13 protein-coding genes are annotated in these 12300 nt (G+C 69.7%); 7 read left to right on the forward strand and 6 right to left on the reverse strand.

The window, feature by feature from the left end; genetic code table 11:
- Window positions 1-55 precede the first annotated feature (55 nt).
- The 4 genes from ACWDR4_RS21840 to ACWDR4_RS21855 are packed head-to-tail and all read right to left on the reverse strand — an operon-like array spanning window position 56 to window position 3087.
- Complete coding sequence (locus ACWDR4_RS21840; protein ID WP_450410732.1) at window positions 56-766, reverse strand: class III extradiol dioxygenase subunit B-like domain-containing protein; 711 nt, start codon at window positions 764-766, stop codon at window positions 56-58.
- A gap of 34 nt (window positions 767-800) precedes the next feature.
- On the reverse strand, window positions 801-1070 hold the full coding sequence (locus ACWDR4_RS21845) for a hypothetical protein (protein WP_450410734.1): 270 nt from the start codon (window positions 1068-1070) through the stop codon (window positions 801-803).
- Window positions 1071-1106: 36 nt separating this feature from the next.
- Complete coding sequence (gene miaB / locus ACWDR4_RS21850) at window positions 1107-2624, reverse strand: tRNA (N6-isopentenyl adenosine(37)-C2)-methylthiotransferase MiaB (protein WP_450410735.1); 1518 nt, start codon at window positions 2622-2624, stop codon at window positions 1107-1109.
- 40 nt (window positions 2625-2664) lie between these two features.
- Window positions 2665-3087, reverse strand: coding sequence for a pyrophosphohydrolase domain-containing protein (locus tag ACWDR4_RS21855; protein ID WP_450410737.1), 423 nt, complete (start codon window positions 3085-3087; stop codon window positions 2665-2667).
- 129 nt (window positions 3088-3216) lie between these two features.
- Between ACWDR4_RS21855 and ACWDR4_RS21860 the strand changes: the two genes are divergently transcribed.
- Complete coding sequence (locus tag ACWDR4_RS21860; RefSeq protein ID WP_450410739.1) at window positions 3217-4215, forward strand: TAXI family TRAP transporter solute-binding subunit; 999 nt, start codon at window positions 3217-3219, stop codon at window positions 4213-4215.
- Between the two features lie 6 nt (window positions 4216-4221).
- Here the strand turns inward: ACWDR4_RS21860 and ACWDR4_RS21865 are convergent, their stop codons facing one another.
- Both ACWDR4_RS21865 and ACWDR4_RS21870 read right to left on the reverse strand, forming a co-directional pair.
- Window positions 4222-5634: an ATP-binding protein gene (locus tag ACWDR4_RS21865; protein WP_450410741.1), complete on the reverse strand. Its 1413-nt coding sequence runs from the start codon at window positions 5632-5634 to the stop codon at window positions 4222-4224.
- A 9-nt stretch (window positions 5635-5643) separates the two neighbouring features.
- On the reverse strand, window positions 5644-6330 hold the full coding sequence (locus ACWDR4_RS21870; RefSeq protein ID WP_450410743.1) for a response regulator transcription factor: 687 nt from the start codon (window positions 6328-6330) through the stop codon (window positions 5644-5646).
- A gap of 292 nt (window positions 6331-6622) precedes the next feature.
- Here ACWDR4_RS21870 and ACWDR4_RS21875 point away from each other — a divergent pair, with 292 nt between their 5' ends.
- From ACWDR4_RS21875 to ACWDR4_RS21900, 6 genes are all read left to right on the forward strand, one after another.
- Window positions 6623-7384 carry an amino acid ABC transporter ATP-binding protein gene (locus ACWDR4_RS21875; RefSeq protein ID WP_450410783.1) on the forward strand — a complete coding sequence of 254 codons (762 nt, stop codon included), beginning with the start codon at window positions 6623-6625 and terminating at the stop codon, window positions 7382-7384.
- Between the two features lie 105 nt (window positions 7385-7489).
- Window positions 7490-8332, forward strand: coding sequence for a glutamate ABC transporter substrate-binding protein (locus ACWDR4_RS21880; RefSeq protein WP_450410744.1), 843 nt, complete (start codon window positions 7490-7492; stop codon window positions 8330-8332).
- Window positions 8333-8429: 97 nt separating this feature from the next.
- A complete protein-coding gene (locus ACWDR4_RS21885) occupies window positions 8430-9104 on the forward strand; it encodes an amino acid ABC transporter permease (protein ID WP_450410746.1) in 675 nt (224 codons plus the stop codon).
- Window positions 9101-9985 (forward strand): amino acid ABC transporter permease, encoded by an 885-nt coding sequence (locus ACWDR4_RS21890; RefSeq protein ID WP_450410748.1) that lies wholly within the window; start codon window positions 9101-9103, stop codon window positions 9983-9985. Before ACWDR4_RS21885 ends, ACWDR4_RS21890 begins: the two co-directional genes overlap by 4 nt.
- Window positions 9986-10263: 278 nt before the next feature.
- A complete protein-coding gene (locus tag ACWDR4_RS21895; protein WP_450410750.1) occupies window positions 10264-12000 on the forward strand; it encodes an FAD-dependent monooxygenase in 1737 nt (578 codons plus the stop codon).
- A 182-nt stretch (window positions 12001-12182) separates the two neighbouring features.
- The gene (locus tag ACWDR4_RS21900; protein ID WP_309506048.1) at window positions 12183-12230 is read left to right on the forward strand and encodes a hypothetical protein; all 48 of its coding nucleotides are present in this window, start codon (window positions 12183-12185) and stop codon (window positions 12228-12230) included.
- The last annotated feature ends 70 nt before the right edge of the window (window positions 12231-12300 follow it).

The following is a 12300-nucleotide window of genomic DNA, read 5'->3' on the forward strand; positions in this document are numbered from 1 at the left end:
CTCCCGGCCGTCCGCCGCGTCACAGCACCGGCCGTATGCCCCGCGCGGGCGCCCCCTACGACCAGGCCGCGACCACGTACCCCACACCGTACGGCGCGTCCTCGTACAGCAGCGTCCCCGTGAGACCGGCGTCCTCGGCCGCGCCCGCGAGGACCTGCCAGGGGGCGCGGCCCGAGACCCTCAGTTCGTACGCCAGTTCCACGTCCAGCGCCTTGAGCGCCGCCACGTCCGCCGCGCCCAGCGCCCGCCCGACCTCCTCGTCGAACCCGGCCGCCCGCTCGTCCAGATACCCCGGCGCCTTGAGCGTGCGACACGCGCTGGCGTCGCCCATCACCAGCAGGGCCAGCCGCTCCGGCCGTCCGCCGATGTCCCTTCCGGCCTCGAAGCACCGCTCGGGCGCCAGTGGTTCCCCCACGCCCAGACCTTCCACGGGCGCCACGGACCAGCCGGTCCGCTCCAGCAGCCAGGCGGCGACGGCGAGCGCCGACGGCAGTTCCCCCGCCGCCTCCGCCGCTTCGGCGCCCAGGCGTACGTCGACGTCCACTCCGAAGCCGCGGAACGAGCCCCGCGTGCCCTCCGGGTGCGGTCCGCGCCCGCTCTCCCCGGCGGGCCCGACCACCAGCAGGCGGTCGGGGCGGGAGGCCGCGAGGACGCCCAGCGCGTCCGTGCAGGCGGTGCGGGCGGCGTCCAGTTCGGGAGCCGCGCCCGCGGCCACCTCGGGCACGAGGAGGGGCGGACAGGGGCAGATGGCGGCGGCGACAAGCATGATCGGGAGCGTAACCCCGGAGGACGGCCCGGTGTCACTCCTCGAAGAGCACGTCCGTCAGGTCGATGACCGTGAGCACGAGCACCACGAGCTTGCCCTCACTGATCACGTACTCGATGAAGAGATTGCGCGACAGGGCGAGCCCGCGCGTGGACTCGTCGCCGAAGACGGAATGGGAGAGCTTGTGCCGCGGGTCGGTCGCCAGTATGGCCAGGCCACGCTCCAGCAGGTCGCGCCTGTCGGCGGTCAGGCTGTCGCGCACTTTGGCGGCCTGTTCGGTGAACGCAACGCTGTACGGCAACATGTGATGCTCCTTCCCTGTCCGCATTGTGCCAGGACGTCAGTCGCAGCCGCAGCCGCTCGCCGCAGCCACCGGCAGCGGTGCCGGCGCCCCGATCTTCGGCAGGCCGAGCATCACGCCCGCCGGCTTCGCGGCCTCCGCGGTGTTGCGCTTCTCCCAGGCGTCCCCCGCGCGCGTGGGACGCACGTTGAGGACTGCGCCCTCGGCGAGGAGGTGGTGCGGGGCGGCGTACGTGATCTCGACCGTGACCACGTCGCCGGGGCGCACCGCGGTGTCCGGCTTCGTGAAGTGGACCAGGCGGTTGTCGGGGGCGCGGCCGGAGAGGCGGTGGGTGGCGCCGTCCTTGCGGCCCTCGCCCTCGGCGACCATCAGCTCCAGGGTGCGGCCGATCTGCTTCTTGTTCTCGTCCCAGGAGATCTCCTCCTGGAGGGCGGCGAGACGCAGGTAGCGCTCCTGGACGATCTCCTTGGGGATCTGGTTCTCCATGGTGGCGGCGGGCGTGCCGGGCCGCTTTGAGTACTGGAAGGTGAACGCCTGTGCGAACCGCGCCTGGCGCACCGCGTGCATCGTCTGCTCGAAGTCCTCCTCGGTCTCCCCGGGGAAGCCGACGATGATGTCGGAGGTGATCGCCGCGTGCGGGATGGCGGCCCGCACCTTGTCGATGATCCCCAGGTAGCGCTCCTGGCGGTACGAGCGGCGCATCGCCTTGAGGATCGTGTCCGAGCCGGACTGCATGGGCATGTGCAGTTGCGGCATCACGTTCGGCGTCTCGGCCATGGCGGCGATGACGTCGTCGGTGAAGTCGCGCGGGTGCGGGGAGGTGAAGCGGACCCGCTCCAGGCCGTCGATCTTCCCGCAGGCCCGCAGCAGCTTGCCGAATGCCTCGCGGTCGCCGATGTCGGAGCCGTACGCGTTGACGTTCTGGCCGAGCAGGGTGATCTCGGAGACGCCCTCGCCGACCAGGGCCTCGATCTCGGCGAGGATGTCGCCGGTGCGACGGTCCTTCTCCTTGCCGCGCAGGGCCGGGACGATGCAGAAGGTGCACGTGTTGTTACAGCCGACGGAGATCGACACCCAGGCCGCGTACGCGCTCTCGCGCCGCGTCGGCAGCGTCGACGGGAACGCCTCCAGCGACTCGGCGATCTCGACCTGCGCCTCTTCCTGCACGCGCGCGCGTTCCAGCAGGACGGGCAGCTTGCCGATGTTGTGCGTGCCGAAGACGACGTCCACCCAGGGCGCCCTCTTCACGATGGTGTCGCGGTCCTTCTGCGCGAGACAGCCGCCCACCGCGATCTGCATCCCGGGACGCTTCGTCTTCATCGGGGCGAGCCGGCCGAGGTTGCCGTACAGCTTGTTGTCGGCGTTCTCGCGCACCGCGCAGGTGTTGAAGACGACGACGTCCGCGTCTCCGTCCGCGCCCTTGGGAGCGCGCACATAACCGGCGTTTTCGAGCAGCCCGGACAATCGCTCGGAATCGTGGACGTTCATCTGACACCCGTAGGTGCGCACTTCGTAGGTCTTGACGTCCACTGCCTGACTCCGGTCACTGCTGCTCATGCGACAAGGGTAGGCGGTGCCCGGAGTACGGCCGTACGGGTTACCGCTCGCCCGTGTCCCAGCCCTGGCGGCGCAGGACGGCCCCGACATCGGGCGCGCGGTAGTGATCGCCCTTGAGTACCTTGCCGTCGGCCCTGCGGGCGACCAGGCCGTCCGGGCCCAGCTTCGTCATGTTGGCGCGGTGGATCTCCGCGATCACCGCGTCGAGGTCGATCCCGTGGACCAGGGCCGTGCCGTACGCGACGTACACGACGTCGGCCAGCTCGTGCGCCAGCCGGTCCAGCGGGCCCGTGACCGCGACCTCGGCGACCTCCGCGGCCTCCTCCGCGAGCAGCTCGCCCCGGTGCGCCGCGAGTTCCGGGGAGACCTCGGCGGGCGTACTGCGGGCGTCGAGACCGAAGGCGAGGTGGAACTCCCGGACGAGGTCGGCGGGCGACGGAGCGGCGGTGTCAGTGGGGCGCATGCGGTGACTCCAGCGATCTCGTGGCCGCCCTCCGGGGGCCGGTCCGATCGTCGTACGGCAGACAACGCCGCCCGCGCCGGCTCCCGCTCCCCTGGCCATTACCGGGGCCGTACTGGCAGGATCGCGCGCATGTTCAAGGTGCTCCCCCGGATCCGCAGGCGCCAGGCACTCATGGGCTCGGCCGCCGGTTTCGTGGTCTTCGGGCTGCTGCTGTGGTGGCTGCTGCCGCTGGACGAGGAGCCTCCGGACGGGACGATCACGTTCAGCACCGGGACACAGGCCGGTGTCTACCAGCAGTACGGCTCGCGGCTCAGCAAGGCCTTCGCCAAGGACATGCCGAAGCTCGAAGTACGGCTGATGACCAGCCAGGGATCGCAGGAGAACGTCGAGCGGGTGGCCACGGGCAACGCCGACTTCACCATCGCGGCGGCCGACGCGGTGGAGACGTACAAGCTGAGGGGTCGGCCGGGGGCAGACACCCTGCGCGGGGTCGCGCGTCTCTACGACGACTACGTACAGCTCGTCGTGCCCCGCGACTCCAAGATCTCGACCGTGGAGGACCTGCGGGGCAAGCGGGTGGCCATAGGGCTGGAGAACTCGGGCGTACGGCTGATCGCGAACAGGGTGCTGGCCGCCGCCGGTCTCGACCCTGCCAAGGACATCAAGCCCTTCGCCGACGGCATCGACACCGGGCCCGGGCGGCTCAAGCAGGACCAGATCGACGCCTTCTTCTGGTCGGGCGGGCTCCCGACGAACGGGCTGGTGCAGCTGGCGAAGGACTTCCCCTTCCGCTTCGTCCCGATCGACGCGGACCTGGTCGCCAAGCTGCACGAACAGGGCGGCGCCTCCCGCTACTACCGGGCCACCAACATGCCCGAGTCGGCCTACCCGTCCGTCCAGGACGGCGAGACCGTGGCAACGATCGCGGTGTCCAACCTGCTCATGACACGCGAGGACGTGGACCCGAGGCTCACCGAGTGGCTGACCCGGTCGGTGATCAACAGCCGGGACGGCATCGGCGCCCATGTGCACTCGGCGCAGCTCGTGGATCTGCGGACCGCCATCTACACCGACCCGCTGACCCTGCACGAGGGCGCCCGGCGTTACTACCGCTCGGTCAAGCCGTAGGACCCTTCAGGACGCCGGGCCCGACCTGGGCACCCGGACGGTCACCTTCAGGCCGTGCGGCTCGTGATGGTCGTACGAGATCGTGCCGCCGCCCGCCGCCAGCAGGACCCGGGAGATGGACAGGCCGAGGCCCGAGCCCTTGATGTTCTGGTGCCTGCCGCTGCGCCAGAAGCGGTCGCCGATACGGACGAGTTCCTCGTCGGTGAGGCCGGGGCCGCCGTCGGTGACCACGACCGTCGAGGTCTCGCCGTTCGACGCGACCGACACCTGCACACGCTCGTCCTCGGGGGTGAACTTCACGGCGTTGTCGATCACCGCGTCCAGGGCGCTGGACAGCGTGACCGGGTCGGCCCACGCGGTGGTGGCCGGGCAGTCGCCGACCAACTGGACGCCCTTGGCCTCGGCGAGCGGGGACCAGGCCGCGACGCGCTCGGCCGTCAGCGCGCCGATGTCGGTGAGGGCGAGGTCCGCCTCGGCGTGCTCGGCCAGCGCCAGGTCAAGGAGGTCGTCCAGGACCTCGGCCAGGCGCTTGCCCTCGGTGCGGACCGAGGCGATCTCCTCATTGTCCTCCGGCAGTTCGAGTGCGAGCAGTTCGATGCGCAGCAGCAGCGCCGAGAGCGGGTTGCGCAGCTGGTGCGAGGCGTCGGCGACGAAGGCACGCTGCTGCTCCAGCACGTCCTCGACGTTGTCCGCCATCTCGTTGAACGACCGGGCCAGCCGTCTGAGTTCCGGCGGCCCGCCGGCCACCGCGACCCGGGACTTCAGGCTCCCGGTGGCGATGCGGTGTGTGGTGGCGTCGAGCACGCGTACGGGCCTGAGCACCCAGCCGGTGAGGCGCAGCGCGGCTCCTACGGCGAGCAGCATCGCGGCGATCTCGCCGGCGCCGATGACGATCCAGCCGTGCAGTGTCTGCGAACGCATGTGCCCGGTGGGCGAGTCGGTGACCACGACGGCCACGACGTCGCCGTCCCGGATGACCGGCGAGGCGACGACGAGCCGGTTCCGCTGCCAGGGCCAGACCTGTTGCGGATCGTGGCTGCGGCGCGAGAGGAGCGCTTCGGCGAACGCGTCGCGCACCTCGCCCGTTTCCGGCAGATACCAGTCGGCCGGCGCGTTGGCCATGGGGACGTCGTTGCGGTAGAAGACACCGGCACGGATGCCGTAGACGTCGTAGTAGCTCTCGAGTTCCCGTTGGAGGGTCTCGCGGCGTTCGTCGGCGGGCATGTCCTTGACCCGGGACCCGGTGGGCCGGTCGGTGACGAACTGGGCGAGCGCCGCGAAGCGCGCGGTGTCGTCGATCCGGTCGATGACGACGGTCTGCTGCTGGGCGGCGGCCACGCTGATGGCGAGCGGGACGCCGAGCGCCAGCAGGACGGCCGCCATCAGGACGATCAGCAGCGGGAGGAGACGTGTGCGCACCCGTCCCCGCTACGACGTCGGGGCGACGAGCCGGTAGCCCACGCCGCGCACGGTCTCGATCAGCGCCGGCATGCGCAACTTGGCGCGCAGGGACGCGACATGCACCTCCAGGGTGCGGCCGGTCCCCTCCCAGCTGGTGCGCCAGACCTCGCTGATGATCTGTTCGCGCCGGAACACCACTCCGGGACGCTGTGCGAGGAGGGCGAGCAGATCGAACTCCTTGCGGGTCAGCTGGACGACCGAACCGTCCACGAGGACCTGCCGGGTGGACAGTTCGATCCGCAGGGACCCCAGAAGCAGCGCGTTCTCACCGGCCTCGGCGGAGTCCTCGTGGAAGGTGCGCCGGCTGACGGCGTGGATGCGGGCGAGCAGCTCCCCGGTGTCGTACGGCTTCACCACGTAGTCGTCGGCGCCGAGGTTGAGGCCGTGGATGCGGGAGCGGACGTCGGAGCGCGCGGTGACCATGATCACGGGGGTGCTGGTGCGCTTGCGGATCTTGCCGCACACCTCGTAGCCGTCCTGGTCGGGCAGGCCCAGGTCGAGCAGCACCACACCGAAGCCGTTGCCCTCCGGAACGAGCGCCTGGAGGGCCTCCTCGCCGCTGCGGGCGTGCGTGACGTCGAATCCGTGCCGCGCCAGGACCGCGGAGAGCGCGGCAGCGACATGGTTGTCGTCCTCGACCAGGAGCAGTCGCATCGCGGCCCCCTTCGGTTCATCGGCCGTACCGCTTCGACTTGTACACCACGGGCGGTGCACCAGCGGAGTACACCATGTGGACACTCGCACGCGCGTGCCTGGTTCCGGCTGCGGACCGCTTCCGTTATCCAGCCGGTACACCTCTTTCGAGGGGCGCTACAAAGCGTGTTGACCTGACATCGGATCGTTATGCTCAATTCTCCCTCAGATGTAATGACGCTGGTCTCACGGGGTCACTACTGTCCTCCGAAACCGAGCAGGACGGAGCCAGTCAGCGATGACCGAAGTATCGATGACCAAGGACGACGTGGCCGCGACCGGCGAACTGGTCGTCCTGAAGAGCGTCAACAAGCACTTCGGCGCGTTGCATGTTCTCCAGGACATCGACCTGACCATCGCCCGCGGCGAGGTGGTCGTGGTCATCGGACCCTCCGGGTCCGGTAAGTCCACCCTGTGCCGCGCCATCAACCGGCTGGAGACGATCGACTCCGGCGACATCACCATCGACGGCAAGCCGCTGCCCCAGGAGGGCAAGGAGCTGGCCCGGCTGCGCGCCGACGTCGGCATGGTGTTCCAGTCCTTCAACCTTTTCGCGCACAAGACCGTGCTCGAGAACGTGATGCTGGGCCAGATCAAGGTCCGCAAGGCCGACAAGAAGGTGGCCGAGGAGAAGGCCCGCGCCCTGCTCGACCGGGTGGGCGTGGCCACGCAGGCCGACAAGTACCCCGCACAGCTGTCCGGCGGCCAGCAGCAGCGTGTCGCCATCGCACGCGCCCTGGCCATGGGCCCCAAGGTCATGCTCTTCGACGAGCCCACGTCGGCGCTCGACCCGGAGATGATCAACGAGGTCCTCGAGGTCATGCAGCAGCTCGCCCGCGAGGGCATGACCATGATCGTCGTCACCCACGAAATGGGGTTCGCCCGTTCGGCCGCGAACCGAGTGGTGTTCATGGCCGACGGCCGCATCGTCGAAGAGGCTGTGCCGGACCAGTTCTTCAGCAACCCGCGCAGCGACCGCGCGAAGGACTTCCTGTCCAAGATCCTGCACCACTGACGCTCTGCACCACCGACGATCTGCGCGTCTCCGACAAGCCTCGCCCGTCAGGCCCCGCACGGCACCGACGGCCCGCGTCTCTCCATCAGTCAAAGGATGTTCACCATGAAGCTCCGCAAGGTCACCGCCGCGGCGGCCACCGCACTCGTCCTCGCCCTGACCGCGACCGCATGCGGAGGCGACGACAGCGACAGCAGCGACACCGGCTCGGGTTCCAGCGACAAGATCAAGGTCGGCATCAAGTACGACCAGCCGGGGCTCGGCCTGAAGAATCCCGACGGGTCCTTCTCCGGCTTCGACGTGGACGTGGCGACGTACGTGGCCAAGGAACTCGGCTACGAGCCCAACCAGATCGAGTTCGTCGAGACCAAGAGCGCCGACCGCGAGAACGCGCTCGCCCGCGGCGACGTGAAGTTCATCGCGGCCACCTACTCGATCAACGACGAGCGCGCCAAGAAGGTCGACTTCGCCGGCCCGTACCTGCTGGCCCACCAGGACCTGCTGGTCAAGGCCGACTCGGACATCGCCGAGGGCACCGACCTCAACGGCAAGAACCTGTGCTCGGTGACCGGCTCCACCTCGGCGCAGAACGTCAAGGACGAGATCGCCCCGAAGGCCAACCTGAAGGAGCTCAGCGGCTACTCGGAGTGCGTCTCCGGCCTGCAGAGCGGCTCCGTGGACGCGCTTACCACGGACGACTCGATCCTCGCGGGCTTCGCCGCCCAGGAGCAGTACAAGGGCCAGTTCAAGCTCGCCGGCCTCAAGCTCAGCAACGAGAACTACGGCATCGGTGTGAAGAAGGGCGACACCGAGACCGTGAACAAGATCAACGATGCCCTGGAGAAGATGGTCAGCGACAACTCCTGGCAGAAGGCGGTCGACGCGAACTTCGGTCCGGCCGGCTACAAGAACGAGCCCGCGCCGAAGATCGGCAACATCGTCAAGTAACGCGAGGGTTCGCCGGTGTGCCGTCGCGGATCGCGACCAAGGCGACGGCACACCGCGCTGTCCACGTACGCCACCCACCCCGGAAGCGCGGGAGATCGTGTTCGACTTTCTTTCAGACTATGACGACCCGAGTATTTGGGGCGCCTTCTGGATGACGGTGAAGCTCACCGCCCTATCCGGAGTCGGCTCCCTGGTCTGGGGCACCCTCCTGGCCGCGATGCGGGTCAGCCCGGTCCCGCTCATGCGCGGGTTCGGCACCGCCTATGTCAACATCGTCCGGAACATCCCCCTGACGGTCATCATCCTCTTCACCTCGCTCGGTCTCGCCGACATCTTCGGCGTGACGATGGGTTCCTCCGACTTCAAGGTCCAGGGCTTCCGCCTGGCGATCCTCGGTCTCGTCGCCTACACCGCGGCGTTCGTCTGCGAGGCGATCCGCTCCGGCATCAACACCGTGCCGCTCGGCCAGGCCGAGGCGGCACGCGCCATCGGACTGAGCTTCAGCCAGATCCTGTCGCTGATCATCCTGCCGCAGGCCTTCCGCTCGGTCATCGGCCCGCTGGCCAACGTACTGATCGCGTTGACCAAGAACACCACCGTGGCCGCCGCGATCGGCGTGGCCGAGGCCGCCTACCTGATGAAGGGAATGATCGAGAACGAGGCCCAGACGCTGCTCATCGGCGCCGTCTTCGCCTTCGGGTTCGTGGTGCTGACCCTCCCGACCGGCCTCATCCTGGGCTGGCTGAGCAAGCGACTGGCGGTGAAGCGATGAGCTCCGTCCTCTACGACGCCCCGGGGCCCCGCGCCAAGAAGCGCAACGTCCTCCTCTCGGTGGCCTTCTTCGTCCTGCTGGCCCTGGCCCTGTGGTGGATCTGGCAGACCATGGACGACAAGAACCAGCTGAACTGGGCCTTGTGGAAGCCGTTCACCGAGTCGCAGGCCTGGACGACGTATCTGCTGCCGGGACTGGCCGACACGCTGAAGGCGGCTGCTCTCGCCATGGTGATCGCCCTTCCTCTGGGCGCGTTCTTCGGCATCTCCCGCCTCTCCGACCACCGTTGGGTGAGGGTTCCGGCCGGTGCGGTGGTCGAGTTCTTCCGGTCCATCCCGGTGCTGCTGCTGATGCTGTTCGCCAACGAGTTCTACGCCCGCTACACGGGCGTCGGCACTGAGCAGCGGCCCCTGTACGCGGTCGTCACCGGCCTCGTGCTCTACAACGCGTCCGTCCTCGCCGAGATCGTCCGGGCCGGCATCCTCTCCCTGCCGAAGGGGCAGTCGGAGGCCGCGATGGCGATCGGTCTGCGCAAGGGGCAGACGATGACCGCCGTCCTGCTGCCGCAGGCCGTCACCGCGATGCTGCCGGCCATCGTCAGCCAGATGGTGGTCATCGTGAAGGACACCGCGCTGGGCGGCGTGATGATCGGGTTCACCGAGCTGCTCAACACGCGCAGCACACTCGCGGCCGTCTACGCCAACGTCATCCCCAGCTTCATCGTGGTGGCGGTCATCTTCATCGTGATCAACTTCCTCATCACCAGCTTCGCGAGCTGGCTGGAGGGCAGGCTGCGCCGAGGCAAGAAGTCGACCGGTGTGGTGCTCGGACCGGCGACGGTGGCCGGCACGGAGGCGACCGGCGCGGGCGGCAGCACCTGACGGTCAGTCAATTCGTATGACCTGCCTGGAGGCAGTGGCATGACCGACACTGAGGCAGTGGCGCGTTCGCCACTGCCTCAGTCATTTGCCGTCGGCACGGGGTGCACATGCCGTACCAGGGGAAACGTCGAATCGGTCGGGGCAGGAGCCTGTAGTGCGTCCAGCTTGACCGGGTGGCGCGGAGTCTGTTGCATACGTTCTGTGATCGTGCACCCTGCTCAAACTTCCTGTTCACTTACGTCAATGAAGACGTCGCTCTGGGCAGGGGGCGCCGCGCCATGGACCCGGTGATCATCGTCGGAGCGGGGCCGGTCGGGCTCACGCTGGCGCTTGCGCTGGCGCGCCAGGAGGTCCCCTCGGTCGTCCTCGACGAGGGACCGGGCAAGGACGACCAGCGCCCCGCGCGCACGGTCGTACTGCGCGAGGACACCGCCGCGCTCCTGGAACGGCTGACCGGTGCGCCGATCGCGGAGGCCGGTCTCCACTGGGCCGGATGGCGGTCGATGCGGCGCAAGCAGGTGATGCGTCAGATCTCTTTCGGGGCCGAGGAAACCGACGAGCCGGCCGACGCGCCCCCCTCGGGTCCCGGACCGGAGCCCTTCACGGAGTCCGACATCCCCCTGCACGTCGCCCAGCACGTGCTGACCGGCGCCCTGCGGACCGCCATCGCGCGCGAGCGGCTCGTCAAGGTCGCCGTCAGCAGCCGCCTCGACTCCGTCGAGCAGGAGCCCGCCGGCGTCACGGCACACACCCGTGGCCCGGGCGGCACCTGGTGGCGCGGCAGTTACCTGATCGGCTGCGACGGCCCGCGCTCCACCGTGCGCAAACTCCAGGACATCCGCTTCCCCGGACGTACGGCCGTGGAACGACACGCCGTGGCGGCGCTGCGTACGGAACTTCCGTGGCCCGGTGAGGCGTTGTTGCACCGGATGCCGCCGTGGCGGACATCGGGGCCGTCGGCCGGGGAGATCACCGCCCGCCCGCTCCCCGACGGTGTGTGGCGCCTGGACTGGCTGCTGCCGCCCGGCAAGGACCTGGTCACGCCCGAACTCCTGGTGACCCGCGTCCGGGAGACCCTCGCGGGCTGGAGCGGCGGGACCACACCGCCGTACGACCTGCTCGACACGGGCGTCCACATCGTCCACCACCGGCTCGCCCGGCGCTGGCGGGCCGGCCGGGTCTTCCTCGCCGGGGACGCCGCGCACCTGCTCGGCGCGCTCGGCACCCAGGGGCTGGACGAGGGGCTGCGGGACGCCGACAACCTCGCCTGGAAGCTGGCCCTGGCCTGGCACCACGGGCCGCACGAGGCGCTGCTGGACAGCTACCAGACCGAGCGGCGCGCCGCCGTCTCCGCCCGGCTGCGCGCCGCCGACCAGACGCTGCCACTGCTGCGCAGCGGCGGAGGGCTGCGGTCGTACGTCCCCGGGTCGGCCCGTGGACACGACTCGCTGCTCACGGACGGTCACTTGGGGCGCGGCATCCTGGGCGCGCCGGGGGCGTACGCCCAGTCACCGCTCGCGCCTCAGCACATCGAGGCGGAGACCCCGGTGGAGACCCCGCCGGGCGCACAGGTGACGGACGTACGGGTCACCGCGGAGGACGGTTCCTTCGTGGGGCTGCGGGAACGACTGGGGCGCGGTGCGCTCCTGGTGGTGCTGGTCGCGCCGGGTACGGGTGTGTGGGAGCGCAAGCACTGGGTGAGCGCCGGGCTCATGCCCCGGCTTGCGGCCGCGGTGGCCGCGCTGCCGCACCCCGCCGAGCTGCTGGTCACCGAGAGCTACCCGGGCGCCGCCGCCCACACGGTGCTTCTGATCCGCCCGGACGGACACCTGGTCACGGCGCTGAGCGGGGTGCGCCCGGCCGACCTGTACTCAGCGGCCGAGGCGACGCTGGGCGGTCCCGCGCGGGACCGCACGGACGACACCACGGGCAAGGCGGGCAGGGCTGACGGGAACGGCAAGGCAGGCGAGTCGAGCGCATCGGCGAACACCGAGGCCGCGGCGAGCACGCGCTGACGCCTCCCGGTGCCCCCGCCCGTTCTGCCGCCTCCGCTTGCCGTCCGCTCCCGCAGCGGCCACCCCCTCCCACCAGCACCCGTCCACATGGTGACAACGAGTTGACCACTCCGCACCGTCATGCTGTACTCCGGAACGTGACCGATGCCGACACCGATGTGCGCCTGTGGCGGAGGGTCCATATGGACCTCGTCCGCTACGCGGGCTGCGTGTGTCGTCCGTCCTGCTGAATTCGCATCCCCTTTTCCCGCGCGCGCCGCTCTCCGGCGTTTCCGCGCTTCCGCGAACGTTCACCAGGAC

Source organism: Streptomyces sp. NPDC000878 (genome assembly GCF_053599695.1).

Excerpts from the sequence above, each read along its gene's own strand:
- ACWDR4_RS21840 (WP_450410732.1), bottom strand. The coding sequence starts at position 766 with ATGCTTGTCGCCGCCGCCATCTGCCCCTGTCCGCCCCTCCTCGTGCCC.
- ACWDR4_RS21845 (WP_450410734.1), bottom strand. The coding sequence starts at position 1,070 with ATGTTGCCGTACAGCGTTGCGTTCACCGAACAGGCCGCCAAAGTGCGC.
- miaB (WP_450410735.1), bottom strand. The coding sequence starts at position 2,624 with ATGAGCAGCAGTGACCGGAGTCAGGCAGTGGACGTCAAGACCTACGAA.
- ACWDR4_RS21855 (WP_450410737.1), bottom strand. The coding sequence starts at position 3,087 with ATGCGCCCCACTGACACCGCCGCTCCGTCGCCCGCCGACCTCGTCCGG.
- ACWDR4_RS21860 (WP_450410739.1), top strand. The coding sequence starts at position 3,217 with ATGTTCAAGGTGCTCCCCCGGATCCGCAGGCGCCAGGCACTCATGGGC.
- ACWDR4_RS21870 (WP_450410743.1), bottom strand. The coding sequence starts at position 6,330 with ATGCGACTGCTCCTGGTCGAGGACGACAACCATGTCGCTGCCGCGCTC.
- ACWDR4_RS21875 (WP_450410783.1), top strand. The coding sequence starts at position 6,623 with ATGACCAAGGACGACGTGGCCGCGACCGGCGAACTGGTCGTCCTGAAG.
- ACWDR4_RS21880 (WP_450410744.1), top strand. The coding sequence starts at position 7,490 with ATGAAGCTCCGCAAGGTCACCGCCGCGGCGGCCACCGCACTCGTCCTC.
- ACWDR4_RS21890 (WP_450410748.1), top strand. The coding sequence starts at position 9,101 with ATGAGCTCCGTCCTCTACGACGCCCCGGGGCCCCGCGCCAAGAAGCGC.
- ACWDR4_RS21895 (WP_450410750.1), top strand. The coding sequence starts at position 10,264 with ATGGACCCGGTGATCATCGTCGGAGCGGGGCCGGTCGGGCTCACGCTG.